At 39.0% G+C, this 22,475-nt stretch carries 11 protein-coding genes; 4 read left to right on the forward strand and 7 right to left on the reverse strand.

The features are described 5' to 3' along the window. The first annotated feature begins 8 nt into the window (after nt 1-8). Nucleotides 9-188 (forward strand): DUF2496 domain-containing protein, encoded by a 180-nt coding sequence (locus M1F05_RS15710; protein WP_206082934.1) that lies wholly within the window; start codon nt 9-11, stop codon nt 186-188. Here the strand turns inward: M1F05_RS15710 and mscK are convergent, their stop codons facing one another. The 3 genes from mscK to acrR form a co-directional block, all read right to left on the reverse strand. After that, nucleotides 189-3,587 carry a mechanosensitive channel MscK gene (gene mscK / locus M1F05_RS15715; protein WP_206082935.1) on the reverse strand — a complete coding sequence of 1,133 codons (3,399 nt, stop codon included), beginning with the start codon at nt 3,585-3,587 and terminating at the stop codon, nt 189-191. 118 nt (nt 3,588-3,705) lie between these two features. Then, nucleotides 3,706-4,059, reverse strand: coding sequence for a DsrE/DsrF/TusD sulfur relay family protein (locus tag M1F05_RS15720; protein ID WP_206082936.1), 354 nt, complete (start codon nt 4,057-4,059; stop codon nt 3,706-3,708). A gap of 16 nt (nt 4,060-4,075) precedes the next feature. Then, the gene (gene acrR / locus M1F05_RS15725) at nt 4,076-4,723 is read right to left on the reverse strand and encodes a multidrug efflux transporter transcriptional repressor AcrR (RefSeq protein WP_318825888.1); all 648 of its coding nucleotides are present in this window, start codon (nt 4,721-4,723) and stop codon (nt 4,076-4,078) included. 134 nt (nt 4,724-4,857) lie between these two features. Between acrR and M1F05_RS15730 the strand changes: the two genes are divergently transcribed. The 3 genes from M1F05_RS15730 (at nt 4,858) to M1F05_RS15740 (ending at nt 10,509) form a co-directional block, all read left to right on the forward strand. Beyond that, nucleotides 4,858-6,045: an efflux RND transporter periplasmic adaptor subunit gene (locus tag M1F05_RS15730; protein ID WP_206082938.1), complete on the forward strand. Its 1,188-nt coding sequence runs from the start codon at nt 4,858-4,860 to the stop codon at nt 6,043-6,045. 15 nt (nt 6,046-6,060) lie between these two features. Beyond that, a complete protein-coding gene (locus M1F05_RS15735) occupies nt 6,061-9,219 on the forward strand; it encodes an efflux RND transporter permease subunit (RefSeq protein ID WP_206082939.1) in 3,159 nt (1,052 codons plus the stop codon). 351 nt (nt 9,220-9,570) lie between these two features. Further along, nucleotides 9,571-10,509: a filamentous hemagglutinin N-terminal domain-containing protein gene (locus tag M1F05_RS15740; RefSeq protein ID WP_206082940.1), complete on the forward strand. Its 939-nt coding sequence runs from the start codon at nt 9,571-9,573 to the stop codon at nt 10,507-10,509. Nucleotides 10,510-10,575: 66 nt separating this feature from the next. Here M1F05_RS15740 and M1F05_RS15745 read toward each other — a convergent pair whose 3' ends face one another. The 4 genes from M1F05_RS15745 to pyrG all read right to left on the reverse strand — a co-directional run bounded on the left by M1F05_RS15745 (nt 10,576) and on the right by pyrG (nt 22,338). Next, nucleotides 10,576-11,961: a DASS family sodium-coupled anion symporter gene (locus M1F05_RS15745; RefSeq protein WP_318825889.1), complete on the reverse strand. Its 1,386-nt coding sequence runs from the start codon at nt 11,959-11,961 to the stop codon at nt 10,576-10,578. A 351-nt stretch (nt 11,962-12,312) separates the two neighbouring features. Beyond that, nucleotides 12,313-19,113 carry a TcdA/TcdB pore-forming domain-containing protein gene (locus M1F05_RS15750; protein ID WP_318825890.1) on the reverse strand — a complete coding sequence of 2,267 codons (6,801 nt, stop codon included), beginning with the start codon at nt 19,111-19,113 and terminating at the stop codon, nt 12,313-12,315. 220 nt (nt 19,114-19,333) lie between these two features. Next, nucleotides 19,334-20,635: a phosphopyruvate hydratase gene (gene eno, locus M1F05_RS15755; RefSeq protein WP_206082943.1), complete on the reverse strand. Its 1,302-nt coding sequence runs from the start codon at nt 20,633-20,635 to the stop codon at nt 19,334-19,336. 65 nt (nt 20,636-20,700) lie between these two features. Next, the gene (pyrG, locus tag M1F05_RS15760; RefSeq protein ID WP_206082944.1) at nt 20,701-22,338 is read right to left on the reverse strand and encodes a glutamine hydrolyzing CTP synthase; all 1,638 of its coding nucleotides are present in this window, start codon (nt 22,336-22,338) and stop codon (nt 20,701-20,703) included. Nucleotides 22,339-22,475 lie beyond the last annotated feature (137 nt).

The following is a 22,475-nucleotide window of genomic DNA, read 5'->3' on the forward strand; positions in this document are numbered from 1 at the left end:
GAATACGAATGGACTCACTCAAAGATGCCTCCCTCGAAATACAGCTTGCCGTTGATTTGATTTACTTGTTAGAAACGTCAGATATTGAAACCGATATTGTTCTTAAAGCCCTAGATATTGTTAAAAATGATTATATTTTAAAACAACAAAAGCAAACGGCAGAAACAGCCTGCTTTGAAGAGCTTTAATTATTTCCCACTATCTTCGCCATTTTCTTTCGAGGAACGTTGCACTTCCTGTACTTCCTCCCCTTTATTATTGTGCAGATGAACTTCCAGCTGATTAAAGGCGATATCAATGTCGTTTTCTCTGCACAGTTTATCAATCGCTCGATTCACTTCATCACTGGTCACGCTGCGATCGCCTATTTGACGGACGTAGAAGCGCAGTTCGTGGTCTAACGTGCTCGCACCAAACGTGGTGAAATAAACGCTCGGTGCGGGCTCTGTCATCACTTTGGCATTACTGGTGGCCGCAGAGAGTAATACACGCTTCACTTTGTCCAGATCCGATCCGTACGCTACGCCCAGTGAAATCGTGATCCGCGTAACTGTATCTGACAACGACCAGTTGATCAGCCGTTCAGTGACAAACGCTTTATTAGGAATGATCACTTCTTTGCGATCGAAATCAACAATGGTGGTCGCACGAATACGAATTTTGCTCACCGTGCCTGAATAGGTCCCGATGGTGACAGTGTCGCCAATACGGATCGGTCTTTCGAATAAGAGGATGATCCCCGAAACAAAGTTCGCAAAAATTTCTTGTAAACCAAACCCCAACCCGACGGTTAAAGCGGCAGCTAACCATTGTAATTTGTTCCATGTCACGCCAATCATGCCCAGAGACGCAATCGCACCGATCCCCACAATGATATACGTTAATATCGTCGTAATGGCATAAGTTGACCCTTGTCTCAATTTTAAGCGTGATAAAACAAGGACCTCTAATAGCCCAGGCAAGTTGCGGGTCATCACCCACGCAACAATAATAATCACCACCGCTAAAATGAGATTGGCGAGTGTCACGGACTGAAGAATATTCGTACCTTCAGGAGAAACATCGGTATAGCGCCACAGTTCCACACTATCAAAAAACGAGAAAATGGTAATAAAATCAGACCAAATACCATAAAACGCCAACGCAAAGATGATAAACAACACCATGGTTGTTAAACGCAAAGATTGCTGGCTAATCAGTTCAATGGTCATTGGCGGCTCTTTAATTGGCTCATTTTCCGCATCTTCCTGCGGTTCCTGCCTTTCTAGCCTTAATGCTTCACGACGTTCGACTGCACGTTGATAAGCCAGCTTGCGCGCCACCAGCGTCAAGCCCCTTAAACAGGCGTTATAGGTGATATACCAAAGCAACAACAAATACAAACTATCAAGCCAACGGTTTGCCAAACGTAGCGTGGTGTAATAGTAACCCGCCATCATCAGCCCCACTAAAATAAGCGGGGAAAACGTCAATAATGTGATGACAATCGTCCGCGTTAAATGGCTGCCTTTCTCTTGCCAGACTTGTTTGCAAAATGGCACGGTAAAAATACACAACAGCAGTAGCGAAACTAAAACTATCAATTGCCCAATCACATCTTCTGATACTTTTAGTGGGTTGATCACGCCATAAGTTGAAAAGAAGATTAATGGGATCAGCGGGATAGATAACCGTGACATACGGCGACGAGTACGTGAGATAGTGCCTTGGTCTATCCCAAAATGCTTCTGTGCAATGCCTTGTGGCTTCAATATGCGGAATGTCAGCTCAAACAACGCCCAAAAAATGGCAAGTTGTTGGCAAAACTGCCAAAAGAACGGCCCTTGGACATTACCTGTTTTTAAGAACCAATAACCTATCGCCAATAATAATAAAGAGATAGGCAGGGTTTGCATCAATGTCAGTAAGAGCGCTATTGGCGTGCTCAAAACACTGTCATTCCGTAGGCTCGATAAGCGTTGGTCAATCTCTTGTAAACGTCGGTTAATTTTGCGATGAAACCAAATAAAAATCACCGCAATCAATACCAGCGGGATCACCACTAACAACGAGTTTGTTATCCCGCGCTGAATACTGCGAGACGATAAACTGAAATCAAAACTGCTGATTTGGGCTGCCGCAGCTTCTGGGAAGGTTTTAATCCACTCCAAATCCATCGGTTTATTGCTGTTCACCCAAAATATTTGCTGAGCTAATGTATTTTCAAGGGAGCTTACCACACTCAATAATTGGTTTTGGTCGAGCTGCAAGTTAATTGCTTGGGAAATTTGCCCGCCCAGTTGCTGGTTAAGCTCATCTAACAAGCCACGCCTGACATCTAAAAGCTTGGTCAATGCGGCCTTATCATCTGTTGATAGCAATGATCCGCTGCTCTGTTCTTCACCTGTTTTGACGGCCAGTTGGCTCTCTAAACCAGAGATGTAGTCATTAGGTTGATACAACGCATCACGCTGCTGATTAATATCAAACTGTTCAAGACGTAAATCCGCAATCGTCACAGGCAAGTTTTTAGTTAAAATATCTGGCGGTAAATCGATTTGCTGTTGGAATAAGATACGAGATAGCAATAAGCTCCCGCGTAAAACGTTAATTTGCTCTTTCAAATTACGTTCTGACTGCGTTGCCCTTTCTAACCACGCTTTAACACGGATACCGTTTTGTACCAGTTTATTGCTTTCCTCGGTCACTTGGATCAATCGGTCACTGAGCGCATTATTAATAGCGACTTCTTTTTGAATAACGGGGTTTTGCTGTGCTTGAATATCCGCTTCAGAAGTATTTAAAGCTTCACGCACAGTTGATTGGGAATCATCTAGACGGCGATTACTGATAGCCGCTTGTAGCTGTTGAACCTGATCCTCAAGCTGCACAATATACGCTGCGGTATAATCACGTTGCTTTTGCAGAACATCTTGCAATTGCGTGTTAGTTTGCAAAATCCGTTTTTGGTATTCATTTTGTTGCTGCAAGAGATACTGCTCGACTTGTAGCATATCAACCTGAGAAGGCCGCAAGCTCACTGAGTCATTAAGTGTACTGTTTAATTCATTACGAATTTCTTGTAATCGCCGCGCATTATCTAACATCAACGCCTGCGCACGTTCTGGTTGAGTTTGTAAACCGATAAGTTGGCTATTATAGGTTGCTAGGTCGTTTTGTTCAGACTGTAAGTTTTCTAAGTAGGTCGATTGTAGGGTTTCTAATTGAGAAAGTGAGCTACTTTTTATCTTTTCAGCGAATTGGGAGGCTTGTCGTTCGCTTTCATTTCTAATTTGTTGCAAACCTTGAATAGCAACTCTTGATTCTTCACTTGTTCGATTAAGTTTTTTTTGCAGTTCTTCCGTTCGTTGCTCAAGTTTATCCAATTCATTATAAAAATCAGATGTTTTTTCTAAGTCCCCACGCACCAATTTTTCTTCTTCACTTAAGCTACTTTTTTTACTTAACGCAGTGAGCGAATTTTTAATGTCGTTTTTACTAGGCAGGTTATTGGGAGCTAAAGCAGATGCGGAGTAAGAAAAAAATATCATTGCGAGTAACAACACAGCGCTAATAAAATACCGCTCTATTCTTTGTTGTTTTATCATCATAATATTCTTATACCCGCTCATATTCTTTCTTTTGTTCCAGCTTTATCCAGAAAAGTAAAGTGCCAGTAATACATTACCAGCACATACGATTAGGCTAACATTTTAAACCAACAAATTAGAATGTTAAGACTTTATCTGATGTTAATGTCCAGCTAGCCAATTCCACTAGTGTGCCAACTTCAACGCCATCCGCTAAAGTTAACTCACTGATACCACGGGCATCGGTACATGTCTTACATAATTTAACAGGCACCCCTTGAGCCGTTAAAATCTCTAACATTTGCTGAAGGTTATAACCTTCTTTCGGCTTTTGAGCAGCTAAACCTGCACAAACCGCATCTGACATTAAAAAAATTTTTAAATCTAAATCTGAATTTTGCTCTTTTAGCGTGATAGCAAGACGCAGGGAGTTGAATAAAGTTTCACTACCATATGGCGCGCCATTGGCGATAATCAGAATAGAGGCCATCTGTTACTCCAGTTTATTATATTTGAGTGGGTTTAAGTCGTATTGCTGGGTTACACTTTAATGTCTCTAATAGTGTCTCAACCAACGTTATCGTGTGTTGATTTATATTAAAGTTCTCAGGTTGTAATAGCCAGTTTTCTAACAAACCCGACATTAATGAACGGATCATGATGGCAGCGCATTCAATATCAAGGTCAGCAGGTAATTGCCCAGCATCGATACAATCTTGCAAATTACCGACAATACGACACTGGCTAGCCACATAATTAGCCCGTTTAAAATCGACTAATTCAGCCATCTCACCAACTAATTCGCATTTTAAAAAGAAAATTTCCATCAACGCACGGTTTTTGGGATTGTCGATAAAATCGGTCAAAATAAAAACTAATAATTCTCTTAGTATTGAAAGTGGATCATTGGTATATTTAGAACGATAATATTCTTCAGCTTGGATTATTTGGTTATCACCAAACTCACAGGCCTGATAAAAGAGATCAACTTTATTTTTAAAATGCCAATATATTACACCTCGGGTTACCCCCGCTGCTTTTGCAATATCGGCTAATGATGTGGCTGAAACCCCTCGCTCAGAGAATGTTTTGATGGCAGCATCTAGTATTTCCTGGCGGGTTTCTTCAGCCTGTTGTTTAGTTTTTCGTGCCATTGTGACCCGTTTCTATCGAAAGCTGATTTACATACATTCGTGTATGTTTGTACTATAGCACAGTGATAAATCATATTGTTTACCATTTTTCTTATTTTTGTTTTGAACTCATATTGATTAATTGAGGTTAACTTATGCGAAAAAACAGAGGGGTGTTACCTCTGGCTCTGTTGGTTCTTTCAGGTGGCTTAGCTTTATCAGGTTGTAACGATGAACAACAAGGTGGCGGAGAACGCCCGGCGCCTGAAGTAGGAATTGTTACGCTGAAAGCCGAACCTCTGACTCTCAAAACCGAGTTACCAGGCCGTACATCTGCATTCCGTGTTGCCGAGGTTCGCCCACAAGTGAGCGGCATCATTTTAAAACGTAACTATAAAGAAGGTAGCGACGTAGAAGCTGGAACATCTTTGTATCAAATTGATCCTGCTCCTTTCCAAGCAACCTACGACAGTGCAAAAGCAGAACTTGCAAAAGCGCAAGCGAATGCAAATATCGCGGCTCTGACGGTTAAGCGTTATAAACCATTATTAGGGACGAATTACATTAGTCAGCAAGAATACGACCAAGCGACTTCAACTTATGCCCAAGCGCTTGCTGCCGTCAAAGCAGCCGAAGCAGCTGTTGAGACTGCGCGTATCAACCTGAACTATACCAAAGTGACCGCACCAATCAGTGGCCGTACTGGCAAATCGAATGTGACTGAAGGGGCGTTGGTCTCCACAGGACAAGCAACTGAATTAATGCGAGTTCAGCAACTTGACCCTATCTACGTTGATGTGACGCAATCGAGCGATGATTTTCTGCGTCTAAAAAATGAGATAGCACAAGGCGCTGTGCAAAAAGAGTCTGGTCAGGCACCTGTTAGTTTAATTAATAACAATGGCCAAGAATACGCACAAAAAGGTGTTCTCGAGTTCTCTGATGTCACCGTGGATGAAACCACAGGTTCCATTACTATGAGAGCCGTTTTCCCTAACCCGAACAAAGAGTTACTTCCGGGAATGTTTGTCCGTGCAATTTTAGAAGATGGCGTTGTTGAAAATGCAATTTTGATTCCTCAACAAGGTTTATCGCGTACTGCTCAAGGTACCTCTCAAGTCATGGTTGTTGGCGCAGAGAATAAAATTGAAGTCAGGACGGTTAAAGCAGGACAAGCGGTTGGCAACAAATGGCTGATTAAAGACGGTTTAAAAGCAGGTGATCGCGTTGTCGTCATTGGCTTACAAAAAATCAAACCAGGAATTGTTGTGAATCCTAAGGAAGCAAACTTAGAAACGCAATCCATAGACAATCAGGCTAAACCTGAAGAAAAGTCTAAATAAGGGAGCGGCTGATTAATGCCTAAGTTTTTTATAGAAAGACCAATTTTTGCGTGGGTAATTGCGATTATCACCATGCTTGCTGGTCTGTTGGCAATTATCCAGTTACCTGTTTCTCAGTACCCGACCATCGCACCTCCAGCTGTTTCTATTTCAGCTAACTATCCAGGAGCGGATGCTGAGACGGTACAAAACACAGTAACGCAGGTTATCGAACAGAATATGAACGGTATCGATAACTTGGTATATATGTCATCGAGCAGTGACTCATCAGGTTCTGCTAGCATTACGCTTACCTTTGAAGCAGGAACTGATGGTGATATCGCACAAGTACAGGTGCAAAACAAATTGCAACTGGCGATGCCATTGCTGCCACAAGAAGTTCAACAGCAAGGTATTAGTGTCGATAAATCAACAAGTTCGTTCTTAATGGTTGCAGGTTTCGTGTCCAACGATGGGTCGATGGGCCAATATGACATTGCTGACTACGTAGGTTCGAATATTAAAGACCCATTAAGCCGTGTAAATGGTGTGGGTGAAACACAGTTGTTTGGTACCCAATATGCCATGCGTATTTGGTTAAAACCAGAGCAACTCGTTAAATACAATATGACGACGACCGATGTCATTAATGCAATCAAGGTTCAAAATAACCAAGTTGCAGCAGGACAGCTCGGTGGCTCGCCGTCAATTGCAAACCAACGTTTAAACGTTTCAATCATTGCACAGACACGTTTAAACAATGCAGAAGAGTTTTCTAATATCTTACTGCGTGTTAACCAGGATGGTTCGCAAGTTCGTATTAAAGATGTTGCGGATGTTCAATTAGGTGCGGAAAACTACAGTACCGTAGCGCGCTTTAACGGAAAACCTGCTGCAGGTATCGGTATTAAACTAGCGACAGGTGCGAATGCGTTAGATACCTCTAACAACGTACGTGCTGCGCTGGAAGAGATGAAACCGTTCTTCCCGCAAGGGTTAGAAATCGTTTATCCATACGATACAACACCATTCGTTAAAATCTCGATTAACGAAGTTGTTAAAACATTAGTTGAAGCAATCATGTTGGTTGTCGTGGTTATGTATTTGTTCCTCCAGAACATTCGTGCCACATTGATCCCAACAATTGCCGTTCCTGTTGTATTGTTGGGGACATTTGCCATCCTATCGGCATTTGGTTACTCAATAAACACCTTGACCATGTTCGCGATGGTACTCGCCATCGGTCTACTCGTCGATGATGCCATCGTTGTTGTAGAGAACGTTGAACGTGTTATGCAAGAAGAAGGCTTATCACCGAAGGAAGCGACCAAAAAATCAATGGGTCAAATCCAAGGTGCGTTAGTCGGTATTGCAATGGTGCTGTCTGCGGTATTTATCCCAATGGCCTTCTTTGGTGGGTCAACAGGGGCAATTTACCGTCAGTTCTCAATTACCATTGTTTCATCCATGATCCTCTCAGTTCTGGTGGCGATGATTTTAACACCAGCACTGTGTGCCACGATGTTAAAGCCAATTGAAAAAGGCAGCCATGGTAGCCAAAAAGGGTTCTTTGGATGGTTTAACAGAACGTTTGAAAAACAAGCTCACCACTACACAGACAGCGTAAGCCGCATGCTTAACGGCACAGGTCGTTACCTGGTGATTTACCTGATTTTAGTGGCAGGCATGGCATTCATGTTTGTTCGTTTACCGTCGTCCTTCTTACCAGCAGAAGACCAAGGTGTATTCCTGTCAATGGTTCAATTACCACCTGGATCAACACAAGAACAAACTCAAGCTGTATTAGATGAAGTCAACAATTACTACCATACTGACGAAAAAGACAATGTTGAATCTGTCTTTACCGTTGGAGGCTTTAGCTTTGCGGGTCAAGGTCAAAATATGGGTCTCGCCTTCGTCGTTCTGAAAAATTGGAGCGAACGTAAAGGTGATGAAAACCACGTTGATGCGATTGTACAACGCGCGAATATTGCGATGTCCAAGAAACAAGAGGCACTGATTTACGCCTTTAACCTACCCGCAATTGTTGAGTTAGGTACCGCAGACGGTTTTGACTTCGAGTTAGTGGATAAGGGTAACTTAGGGCATGACAAACTGATGCAAGCACGTAACCAATTACTTGGTTTAGCGGCTCAACATCCAGAAATGCTCCAAGGTGTTCGTCCAAATGGTCAGGATGATACGTCACAATATCGTATCTACATTGACCAACAAAAAGCGCAGGCACAAGGTGTCGCAATCAGCGATATTAACGCAACACTCAGCTCCGTCTTTGGTGGAAGCTATGTAAACGACTTTATCGACCGCGGTCGTGTTAAGAAAGTTTACGTACAAGGTGATGCAGAAAGTCGTATGTTGCCATCGGATATTAGCAACCTGTATGTTCGTAATAACCAAGGCAAAATGGTTCCATTCTCGGCATTCTTAGATGAATCCAAAGACCCTTGGAAATTTGGTTCACCACGCTTAGAACGTTATAACGGTGTGCCAGCAATGAATATTCAAGGCCAAGCAGCACCAGGAAAAAGTACGGGTGATGCGATGCTATTGATGGAAAAACTCACGACTGAAAACCTGCCAGAAGGTATTGGTTATGAGTGGACAGGTATGTCCTATCAAGAACGCTTAGCGGGTAACCAAGCTCCTGCTTTATATGCGATTTCCTTGATAGTGGTATTCCTCTGTCTGGCTGCTCTTTATGAAAGCTGGTCAGTGCCATTCTCCGTTATGTTAGTGGTTCCATTGGGTATTATCGGTGCATTACTCTTCACCAGTATTCGCGGTTTAGATAATGACGTTTACTTTAAGGTTGGCTTATTAACAACCATTGGGCTCTCAGCGAAAAACGCAATCTTGATTGTTGAATTCGCCAAAGACCTAATGGAAAAAGAAGGTAAAGGGTTAGTTGAAGCAACGCTAAATGCCGTTAAGATGCGTTTACGACCAATCCTGATGACATCACTGGCATTTATGCTGGGGGTTATCCCGCTAGTGTTTAGTAATGGTGCAGGTTCAGCTTCTCAGAACTCAGTAGGTACAGGTGTTCTGGGTGGTATGTTTGCTGCTACCTCTCTGGCTATCTTCTTTGTTCCTGTATTCTTCGTGGTGATCCGTCGCCGCTTCTCTAAGAAGTCTGAAGATATTGAACACAGTCATCCACCTGCAGCACACTAATTGCTGATAAGTAACATATTAATAAGAGCCACTGAAATGTGGCTCTTATTTTGTTGACAAAGCAGGATAAAAGCGTGGCTTTTCCTGCTTTGTGTTATCAGCCGAAAATCAATAAACTGATTTTCCTGATTTATTTTCAAAACCTATCCAACCTGCAGTCAAACCTAATCGGTTTGTCAGCAGTCTGAGAGCCACTGAAATGTGGCTCTTATTTTCTTCTTAACTCAATATAATTACCCCCTTTTACCTGTTTCTATCAATCCCATACTATTTTTTGATTGCTTTGAAAAATGCATTCCCCCTTATACTCCTTAGCGATTAAGGGATTTTTTAATAGCAGGGAGCTGATAAATGAAATCAATAACGACACAAACTATCACTGTCTTTTTCTTATTTTCGCCATTCATTACTAATGCAAATGAGCTCAGTATTGATAAAGCCAAAATCATCAATATCAATGCACCTCTAAAAAACCATATTTCATTCAATACGTTCGAGACCTTATCTTCAAATGAACATGGTTTGATTTTTAATAATGATGTAGCGAGCAATAATAACTTGGGTGATAAGGCAGCAAAGTTAATACTCGCAGAAGTGACAGGTACCGAAGAAACTCAGATTCAAGGGGTATTAGGTATCAAGGGACAACGAGCAAACCTTGTTATTGCAAACCCAAATGGTATTTCTTGGAAAAAAGGCACGATAAATAATATCAATAGCCTGTCTTTAATTGCAGGGAAATTAGAACAGCAATACGTTAGAAATAAAGAAAATAAGAAGCAACTTGAACCTAAAAAAAAGGAGGATTACAGTAATCTTAAATTTTCAACCCACCCGGCTGGGCTAATCAGCATAAGCCAACAACAAGGCAATCCTATTCAGTTATCTAAAATGAATATATTTGCCGATCAAATAAAACTGCAAAATAACCTCAATATCAATGCTGCCTTGCAAAACTACATAAGTACGTCAGGTAGTGGAACACTTTCACCAAGTGAAGGTGTGATAAAACATAACACTAAATTCAAAACAGATATCCCATATTTTCAAGGAAATCACTTTGAATTAAGTGAACAAGCGAAATTAACAGGGCATACTGTGATGTTAGAAAGTCATCAATATCAATGCAGTAATGATTTTCTTTGCCCTCAAAACAAAATCGATATTCATGGGACAATTAAAGCAATGAATTTCTCATTACGTGGTAACAGTGAAATAACATTTTCAAATACAGGAGTTCTTCAGATAGGGAAGAGTCAACAAGCACTCGTCGCACGCCCCCCTCAATAATATCGAAATGCAAAACAACAATGTAAAGCGGCCTCAAAAGAAGAGGCCGTAAGGTAGATTTTTGAATTACATCCAGAAGAACCAAGCAAATAATGAAATCACAATGATACAAGCGACATTCAGTACAGCTCCAACTCTCACCATTTCTATTTGGCGTATATAACCCGAACCAAACACAATCGCATTAGGTGGTGTTGCTACAGGTAACATAAAGGCACACGATGCACCGATACCAATAATCATGGTTAGCACAATGACAGGCATACCCAACGCTTCAGCCACTGTTGCAAAAATAGGAACTAATAACGCAGCACTTGCCGTATTACTGGTAAATTCTGTCAGAATGATAATAAAGGTCGTGACCGCTAAAATAATGACAAACCAATGACTTTGGCCAAATGTTAGCTGCATCCAATCCGCCATAATTTTACTTGCGCCAGAAGAGCTCAAAATTGCACTCAGTGTTAAACCACCACCGAATAACATCAATACGCCCCACTCTGTATTTTTTTGAATCTGAGACCAATTTGCGACGCCCGTGACACAAATTAGAATTGCGGCGCTCATCGCAATGATGGTGTCTAAATCTTTCACACCACCGAATGCATCGCTGATAAAAGTACTAGTGGTCCAACAGACTACCGCTAACAAAAATATTATCATTGCAGTAATACGTTTACTGTTCCATTCAACATGTTCTAATTCAATTTCAAAGCGATGTTTAAGGTTTGGACGCAACATCATGTACATTAAAACAAACATCATCGGCAATAACACAACCATAATTGGAATGCCGTATTTCATCCAAGAAAGGAAGTCTAAGCCTAAAGCAGAAGCCGCAATGGCATTTGGAGGGCTACCAACGATCGTCCCTAATCCGCCAATACTTGCACTGTAAGCCACACCAAGCAAGACAAACACAAATGTATTACGTTCATGACGGACATCAAGATTGGACAAAATACCGAGCACAAGCGGTAACATCATTGCTGCTGTTGCCGTGTTACTGATCCACATTGACAAGCCCGCCGTTACACCAAATAACAGCAATACAGCAACTGAGAGACGCCCACGCGCAGCCATTAATAAGCGATTCGCGATAAGCCTGTCTAAACCTTGAATATGCAAGGCTGTGGCTAATGCAAACCCACCAAAGAATAAGAAAATAATGGGGTTCGCAAAAGATTTAAGCGCATCCCCAGTATTCATTAGCCCAAGTCCCACGGCTAAAATAGGAATGCATAGCGCTGTCACTGTAACGTGTATAGCTTCAGTAAGCCAAAGCACGCCAATGAAAACCATCATCGCTAACCCTGCATTCGCTTTCTCATCAAAAGGTAGGTATTTCAAAAGTAAAACCAACAGCACAATATCAATTGCTAAAATAATCCAACCACGCTTATTGGCGGGAGTTGGACTTACTGCCGGCGTCAAAGATTCAGAAGCATCCATGTAAGACTCCATAGCTCGGAAGCAAATTGTTTTCGAGTATTATTGTTAATATTTATTTACAAGGTCTGAAATATAGAGTTAATTGAATGGAATGAAAATGTGGAGTAACCAAAAGTGCGATCTATGCCGTGTAATTTGCTAATCTTTACCATAAACTCTAAAAAACCGAGCTATTGCATCGCAAAAATCGAAGAATTAAAAACCATCATATGAAAAGTGTGCAATATAAATCTCTTTTTATTCCCTTGGGTAAGAATAAACATAACTTGCTGATTTTTATATAATAAAACAACTTATTCCATTGGTTAATTTATTGCTATAAAAACCAGCTATGAAATCAATCAGTTAAATCTATAAGTAAGGTGATAAAAGTGGTGGCATCAAACTTAATGCACGTTCTGATGGAAAATAAGCACCAGTGTCTTGCTGTGATAAATCAAGGTCAAAATTAAACATCACTGCTTTTTCAATAATTAATTGAGTTTGATGTTCACTCATTGCGCTAAAATCACCTTGTTGTGCATTAAATAAACTTTCTGTATGTATTGTATCACGAGTAAATTCACTCAGACTCATAGAGTATGATTGATTGTGTATTCGGATCTTTAAATGATTATGTGTTTTAGCGTTTTGACCAAACACCTGCCTAATAACTAATGATGTTGATGAATTTATATCAAAAATAACTAAGTCATCATCCCGACGAAACGTCATAAGTGAACGGCGATTTAATGCAGGCAAAATGAGAAGATCCTCTTTTTCATCATAGCTATCATTATCAATAATAATCGTTTGGTAATTCAGCCATGATTCTTGGCTGATTAAATAACTATCTTGTCCTTCTCCGCCACTTAAAATAATATTTTTCACGTTTTTGATTATTGATGGGCTAAGAATATCATGCTCTTTTCCACCTTGAATAATCAAAGAAGAACTTAAATGATTAGCACTAAATTCATTATTTGACTGGCTGTTTAATAAACCAACATAAAGTATTTCTCCATTTTCAGCGGAAATTAATAAACCTTCATCTACTCGTTCTATTTTATTAATTTGAAAGCCAGAGTAAAGGTCAATTATAGCAGGTAAATCAGTTGGGTTATTGAGTACTGAGCCTTCAGAAAATGCAGCCATTAATTCTTTTTCTGTTGCGAAGTGTTGTTCATACAATTTTTTTTGCTTTCTATCAAAAATTACCCCTCCAGAACACGTTGCGTTCAGACCTAAAAATTGCAGTTCATTTTCTGAAGAAAGTTGATGTGCAATGATGACTTTCCCTTGAACACTCCATGCTGGAAGTATTTTGCTATTATCAACACTTCTAATACCAAGTAATGGAAGAACCGTTTTATCCCGATAATCAGATTCTAAGTCCCGCCACCAATATGCATGCTCTCGAAGCCATTTATCAGTCAATGCAACTGTAGATGAAGACCTATTAACATTTAACTGGCTAACAACACCAATGCTATCAACAAGTAGTAAATTTGCTTTCCATGTAAATACACGCTCTAAATTAGGCATGAACATAAACCAGGCTGAAGGTTTTATTACATTTAATACATCTTGCCCCGCGCCTCTTTGTTGATATAGTGATTTTTCCTTATCACTATAAAAGTAAAAGACTTCAGTCCCATCGTTATCAAATAATGATGAGACTAAATGTAAATCCTCAGGGATTGCCCAATGACTTTGCCTCAAAGTACGATCGACGGGAAAATGACCAAACCCTAACGAAGCAGATAGGTTAGACTTAATCAGTTTATTATCTTTGAGTCTAATCCAGTAGCGGTGCTGAGCTTGATTGTAGTCACTTCCAGATATCATCACCAAACTGGCTAAGCTGGAGTATTTCAATTGTGACATTCTAAAATTATTTTTATTATCAATTAAGTAACGCTGTAAAATTTCTTCAGGTTCAGTACTTCCTAACTGAGTATGAGTGCTAGCTAAATCGACTAACAGTTCAGGTGCTGAAACAAGACTCACCAATTCAATGTTGTTTTCTACAATTTGGTAATTTGCTACCTCGAGTGAATCTTGATAGCGACAAGAAAAATAAATAATATCTTCTTCTGACCATACTTTTAAAACGTCTAAATTACGTGCCATTTTGTTTTCTAATCGGTATTCAGAAAGAACCTTTCCACTATTAAGGTCTGTCACCCAAATCAGAGGCGAGCCTACTGAATAAAAAATAGCCTTATCTTTTCTAACCCACGCTAACAGTGCATTTTTTTTCTCTGCATCAATTGAGTCTGTAAATAGTATTTTTTCCGTTTTCACATCAAAATAAGCACGGCCTACATTGTTTCCATTATGCTGATAATTTTCAATAATAACATACTGTTGATGTGTTCTATGTTCCAAGGCTAAAGTGTGTAAATATGCATCAAAACCTTTTATGTTATTTTTCCATACTGTTTCATCAATACTCACAACTGTCATCGATTTTGTTTTGAAATTTATTTCGTTTACTTCATTCTCATTTCCAATAATATAATATTTACTTCCTGGATTTTTATTCTTGATAAAAAAATCAACCTCCCCAACGCTTACTCGATCATCAAATATTTTTATATTATTATTATTATCTTTTGAGTTAATTATCCATTGAGAAGAGTTCTGGCAGCTTGAGCAATCTGATAATAATACATTGACTCCTTCATTAATATTAATGGTATATTTTCCCCCACACCCTTCTAGATCATAACTAACAAATCCGTGCCACTCTTTTGGTAAATTAGGCATAATTAGATTACGTTTTTTATTGTCTAACCTAACACTTATTGGGGTATTAACATACTCATGGTAAATATGAGTAATTGTATTTTCGCTTGGGAAAATATAAAAATCATAGTCAAATTTATCAGTCCGCTCTAGCCTACGAATAACATCAAAACCATTGTCGTGCCTTGTTGTTGCCCCAGGCCATAAATTATAGTCATACTTTATATATGATTTTGGTGTCACTGGTAAAAAAACATTCTCTTGTGAAGCGAAATCCACAGTATGGTACCTACTTACATAGCCTATTCCTGTACGAATATTAATTGCTTGTTGTCTATCATGTACCATAGTTGGAAAATTACCCGCCCAAAAAATATAATTTTTTCGCCCCCCGCCAGAGGATTTCTCACTCGTGCGATAAATATATTGACTATCAAATTCGATTTTATCCGCTTGTAAGTCGATAGTTTTAAATACAGCACCATATTTAGGTATTAAAGTTTTATTATCTTTCGAATATTCATAACCGTTACCTTGGTATGCTTTATCCAGTGCGCTAAAATACAAACCAACCGCTTTGGCATCCTCACCTATGATGGCAAAATTACGCGCAAGTGCTGTGAAACCAATCCCAAGCCCAGAAACAATGACCCCCATTCCACCGAAAGAGGCTGATGCAGTCGTGTAACCAAAAGCATCAGCACCTATAGCCACAGTATTAGCTAAAAAACTTGCAGAATCAAAAACGAGTTGAGTACTAAAAGTGATTGTCTGTGGCTCATTTTCAGCTTGTGTTATTTCATAAATATCAAACCCAATCAATGCACCATTAAATAATGTCGATAGCCCCTCATTAGCAACTTTAGCGAGTGATGATGAAAAGAGATTCATTGAGGGAGATACTGCTTTTGTTTGGTAACTTAATGCGGTTTTAGCTAATTGCGTTATATGAGCAATATCTTTTACTGTGCTCTGGGTGATTAATGCATAATTTACATAGGTATGAATTTTTAAAGCCATAGCTAAATTTGATGTATTCGAAGTCTTTGTATTTTCAATCCGGTTTCTGTCTTCTACCCATTGGATGATTGATTGAATCACAACCCCCGCATTTAAACCATCAATAGAATTACCTTCTACAGTTAGGCTTTTTTGTCTGAACTCTTCTTCAATAAAATGATAATCGCGCCCAAACTCCGTCATTTTTTCAAGGCTATATTGGTGAAAATCTTTAAATGTTTTATCGGTTGTTTCAACCCATTGAGTTAAATCTGTGTTATCTAAGTGAATAAATTGAATACGATAATGCCCCTCTTTCTCTTCTTCTATATTAGAAAACAAGGGAAGCCATCGATCATCAAGGTTATTTTCTACAGATAGTTTAACGCTTGCTTCATGAATTTTTTCTGCCCACTGGTTTGCATCCAAGATGGATAGTGAACATTTTAATTGTAAATCTTCTTGGTATATTTCATTTTGGCCTCTTAATATTAATCTTGCTTTATTCTGCCTCGCTTCTATTGTGCTAATCTCATTTTCATCGCTTAAATTTTCAACGGTAAGCTGGTTACCTATCGAAACCCCACTCATTTTATGAGTATCGATATAAACCAGATTAAAAGCCGGCTTTCCATCTACGTCAAATGCAGAGTAATAAGGTGCAAATTTTTTCTCAATAAAAAACTTTGTTATTGCATTAAATAAACTTTGGCTATTATCAAATACAAAAATACCAAAGTTAGGATCATAAAAATAGTAGTTACTCTTACCATTTTCCACTTTTTTCCCTAACATCATTGAATGACTATTAGTATTTAATGCAAACATCATTGTGTCATCACGAACAGTTAATAACTCATGGATCTTGTTTAAGCTCATTTTCCCATAGGAAAAAGAAGATTCAACAGCACCGGTATTTGAGTGTAGGTTATTCAACCCCTCCTTTAATAAAATGGAATTTTCATCATCTGGATTCGCAGCAGCGACATAGAGTTTATCTATGAGCTTATCAGCACTATTTTGTCCCCCTTTTGCCAATGCAACAGACATCGCCCTAACCAGTGGATAACAGCGTCCACCAGATTCACTTTTAATAATTGATAAGTAAAAGTCCTGGGGGATCAACCTATTTCTTTTACTACCATTTTCATAAAAAAACTCACTGATCTTACCCGTTTCAATAAGAATTTTATCGATATACTCCGCATAATCAGCATCTTGAATCAATCGATATAATGCACCTCTTTCTTTTGCGGAAATCTCCGCTAATACATACTGTTTTTTTAATTGCCAAGACGTTTCATTACTATTAATTTCTTTAATTACAATATTATTATAATTTTTCATTCCTTCATTAAATTCATTTCTAAAATTAATATTCTTTGATGTTCTATGTAAATACAATAAATTTTCATAGCGCTCGATTATTGTTAGCCGACTACGTTCATCTGCTTTAGATGATGAAGACCCTGAGTTTATTCCTCGAACCACAAAGTCCATACCTTTATTCTGTTTAAGTGTTTGCAAATAAAAAGCATATTCAACCTCAAGCAAGCTCGAGTATATCTCATTAAATTGTTCGTTTTTTATTCTATCTAAAACCTGATTAACATCTATCGTTGCTTGCATATCAGAAATAATATCTTCATCATTAATTCTCTTTAAATTTAGTTCTATATTTCTAATTCTATTTTTTAACTCATCTGAACTCGCTTGGACTTTTCTTTTTAGTTCATTAGCTAAATTTAACCAATGAGTAGAGTTAACTTTTTTTTCATCTGTGACTGAATACTCTTCAGCTGTAGAAAAATAGACGTCTAGTTTTTTTGCAAAAAGATTCAACTTTTCGTGTACATTTTTTCTGTAAAGATTAAATTCCGTTTTTTTTTCATCTAAAAAATAACTCTCTGCTGATTTAATTTTTACATTATCAGGCAAAAAGTGTAATCCATCCTGATTCGTTCTATCTTGAAAAACCAACTTCCAATTTTCATCATCAAAATATAAAAAAATAAAGGGACTATCATGCTCCCTATTTTTATAATCCCGCTCATCTATAGCCATGGTAACATTATCATAAAGTAAAGAACTGTTATAACGGCTATCATAGAAAACTCTATATTTTTCTGAATCTAACTCTGTGACAATAACAGAGCCTTTATTAACCTTACTTAAAAATAAAAATTTATTTTCTGGAGATGTTTTTTCTATATCAATATAATTAGAAAAGTCTTTATCTGCCCCTTTTGAGTTAGTATCTAAAAAATAACTCTCTAGTGCATAAGCAGGATTTGAATGATAAGTATCATCAACATACTTTATTTCATATTCAGATTTTTCATTACGGTAAAATACAAATTTCCCACTTACTGGTATTTCGTCTATATCATTGAGATAACCTGCATTAACTTTATATGAGTAGCAAAATTGCTCGGGGTTTAATACAAATTGTTGTATATCTCGACTTGGATCAGTAGTACCTAACTCTAAATTTGAACCATTCAGCCCTGTTTTCAAAAACCTATCTTTAATCGTTTGAGAAATAAGCGCAGGGTCTTTAGGATCATAGCCAAAACGTTGTAATGTTCTTGGTAATGTGTTTATTAACCTTTCACCTGTTAATAACGATTCAGTGACGGCCTTGGCCATAATCACTGCCCTTAATTCACCATAGCTACTAGATTGCCCCTCTACCGTTTCAGAATAAGAGATCCCAGTCATTATCCTTTTCATACCAACGGGCGTATGTTCAATAAGTGCATTTGGTGGTAACAGTGATTTTAATTGCTGGCTAACTTCTTTAGCAGACACAGAACTCGCCTCTGCAAGGTAAATAACGGCTTGATTGGTTCTGTTACCTAATTTTCTTGGCCCCATAATTTTTGATTGAAAGACATTTTTTTGCGGATCATTGTCATATAACTTAATTAAAGCATTTGCTAAATCAATGTAATTTTTCTTATTAACATTAACCGTTAATCGAGCCATTAATTTGGATCTACTCAAATAACGTTGACGGTAATCTTTTGGTAAAATACGATAAGCACTTGCATTCAATTGTTGTTCTGAACTTAATTTAAAAAAAGATTCTTCATTTTGCCCTTGGGCTCTAATACTGACTTTATCCCTAACCTCTGAATTTAGAAGAGTTTTAAACTCATCTAAAAATAAATTTCTTTCTTCAAGATTTAACCTACTTGATTCTGTCGGGATATCATTATTATATAATTGACAAATAATGTCAGTTATTTTATCTTCAATATACTTCTTTTTTTCTATTAGTGTCAAATCCCAATTAAAACTATTATTTTTATAACCAACTTTAATCTCTTTAATTAAATCGATAATTTCCTGAGCAGTTCTTGCTTTATCTCTGCCTTCCCTTGAAATGGCAAGTAACGACTCATAACCTTCCTTTTCCATATTCCACCATTTAATATCAAAATTAATTTATTTTAAAGACTTATTTCTATCACAGAAAATAAATATTATTGAATTCGTTTTAATAAAATAGGTAAATTTAAGATTAACTTTAATATGGAAAAAATGATTTTTTTATCGTTTTTTAAAATATCATTTATTTTAAGCATAAAAAACGGGAAGCCGATGCCTCCCGTTGCAATCAATTAGCTTAGCAATTAAATTATGCTTGGCCTTTAACTTCTTTTAAACCGTTGAATGGTGCACTGTTACCCAGAGCTTCTTCAATACGGATTAATTGGTTGTATTTAGCAACACGGTCAGAACGGCTCATAGAACCTGTTTTGATTTGCCCCGCTGCAGTACCCACTGCTAAGTCCGCAATAGTTGCATCTTCAGTTTCGCCTGAACGGTGAGAAATAACAGCAGTATAGCCTGCATCTTTCGCCATTTTAATTGCAGCCAAAGTTTCAGTTAACGAACCGATTTGGTTGAATTTAATTAGGATTGAGTTAGCGATACCTTTGTCGATACCTTCTTTCAGGATCTTAGTATTAGTTACAAACAGGTCGTCACCAACCAATTGGATTTTGTCACCAAGAACTTTAGTTTGGTATGCAAAACCATCCCAGTCAGATTCGTTCAGGCCATCTTCGATAGATACGATTGGGTACTGTTTAGTCAGCTCTTCTAAGTAATGAGTGAACTCTTGAGACGTAAAGGTTTTACCTTCGCCTTTCAGTTCATAATTACCTGTTTCAGCGTTGAAGAACTCAGATGCTGCACAGTCCATCGCTAACGTTACGTCTTTACCTAATACATAACCTGCTTGTTCAACCGCTTCTTTGATAGCGGCTAACGCTGCTGCGTTAGATTCTAAGTTAGGTGCATAACCACCTTCATCACCTACAGCCGTGTTCATACCTTTAGATTTCAGTACTTTTGCTAAGTGATGAAAAATCTCAGAACCCATGCGAACCGCTTCTTTCAGCGTTGGTGCGCCAACAGGCTGGATCATGAATTCTTGGATATCAACGTTGTTATCTGCGTGCTCACCACCGTTGATGATATTCATCATTGGCAGAGGCATTGAATATTGACCGTGAGTCCCATTCAGATCAGAAATATGCTCATACAGAGGCATACCTTTTGCCGCTGCTGCTGCTTTTGCGTTTGCTAAAGAAACAGCCAGAATTGCGTTCGCACCAAATTTAGATTTGTTTTCAGTGCCATCAAGGTCAATCATGATTTTATCGATATTTGCTTGATCTTTTGCATCTTTACCGATCAGGGCTTCTGCGATTGGGCCATTAACTGCACCAACAGCTTTCAGAACACCTTTACCCAGGAAACGTGCTTTATCACCGTCACGCAGTTCCAGAGCTTCACGAGAACCTGTCGATGCACCTGATGGTGCAGCTGCTAAACCAACGAAGCCACCTTCTAAGTGAACTTCAGCTTCAACAGTTGGGTTACCACGAGAGTCAATGATTTCACGGCCGATCACTTTAACAATTTTGGACATTAGGTTTTCCTCAGTACAAGTTAAATTTCGGGAAGTTGGTGCCAATGCGCCGACTTCCCCATATCTTATTTCAACTCACCTTTCTGGTACTTACCAGCGGCTTTAACAAAACCTGCAAATAATGGGTGACCATCTCTTGGGGTCGAAGTGAACTCTGGGTGGAATTGGCAAGCCACAAACCAAGGGTGATTTGGGTTTTCAATAATTTCTACCAGTTTGTTATCTACTGAGCGGCCTGCGATTTTTAGGCCCGCATCTTCGATGCGTTTCAGTAATAAGTTATTCACTTCATAACGATGACGGTGACGTTCAACGATGGTTTCAGCACCATACATATCACGCACTAAGCTACCATTCACTAAATGGCATGGCTGCCCGCCAACACGCATTGTACCGCCAAGGTCGCTCTCTTCAGAACGCACTTCAACGTTACCCTCTTCATCACGCCATTCTGTAATCAGCGCAACAACTGGATATTTACAATCTGCTTTGAATTCTGTTGAGTTCGCATCTGCCATATTGGCAACGTTACGTGCAAATTCAATCAGGGCAACTTGCATACCCAAACAAATACCTAAATAAGGGATTTTATTCTCACGTGCGTATTGCGCTGTCAGAATTTTCCCTTCTACACCACGCTCACCAAAACCGCCTGGAACTAAAATTGCATCAAGCCCTTTCAGTAATTCAACACCACGGGTTTCGATATCTTGCGAGTCGATTAGCTTAATATTCACGGTTAAACGATTTTTCAAGCCGCCGTGTTTCAGTGCTTCGATAACTGATTTATACGCATCTGGTAACTCAACGTATTTACCCACCATTCCGATAGTTACTTCCCCAGCAGGATTGGCTTCTTCGTAAATAACTTGTTCCCACTCAGACAGATTCGCTTCAGGCACATCGATACGGAAACGGCTACAGATGTATTCATCCAAACCTTGGGATTTTAACAAGGCTGGGATTTTATAAATAGAATCAACGTCTTTTAGTGAGATAACTGCTTTTTCTGGCACATTACAGAATAACGCGATTTTCGCGCGCTCGTTTGCAGGAATCACACGGTCTGAACGGCAAATTAATACGTCAGGTTGAATACCAATGGACAGCAATTCTTTCACAGAATGTTGCGTTGGTTTGGTTTTTACTTCACCCGCAGCTGCAAGATATGGCACTAAGGTTAAGTGCAAATATAGTGTGCGTTCACGACCCACTTCCGCCGCCATTTGACGAATAGCTTCTAAGAATGGCAGAGATTCGATATCACCGACAGTTCCGCCAACTTCAACGAGAACAACATCATGGCCTTCACCACCACGGATGATACGGTCTTTGATTTCATTCGTAATATGCGGGATAACTTGGATGGTAGCGCCTAAGTAGTCGCCACGGCGCTCTTTGCGCAGAACTTCAGAGTAGACACGGCCTGTCGTAAAGTTATTACGACGTGTCATTTTGGTACGGATGAAACGCTCATAATGACCCAAATCCAAGTCAGTTTCAGCGCCGTCTTCTGTAACGAAAACTTCCCCGTGTTGGGTTGGGCTCATTGTACCTGGATCTACGTTAATGTAGGGATCCAGTTTCATAATCGTTACATTGAGTCCACGGGCTTCGAGTATAGCCGCCAACGAGGCTGCGGCAATGCCTTTACCCAGAGAGGATACGACCCCGCCGGTCACAAAAATATAGTTAGTTTTCATGCTGAACCTGAAAGTTTAGGTTTAAAAGATGATGGATATAACAGGACGGGAAAACAGTATACCCGAACCTTAATTTCGCTACAAATGTTCTAAGCATAATAAGGCTAAATTTCATCAACACTCTAATATTATCAGCA

Source organism: Providencia sp. PROV252 (genome assembly GCF_033676005.1).
Classification (GTDB): Bacteria; Pseudomonadota; Gammaproteobacteria; order Enterobacterales; family Enterobacteriaceae; genus Providencia; species Providencia vermicola.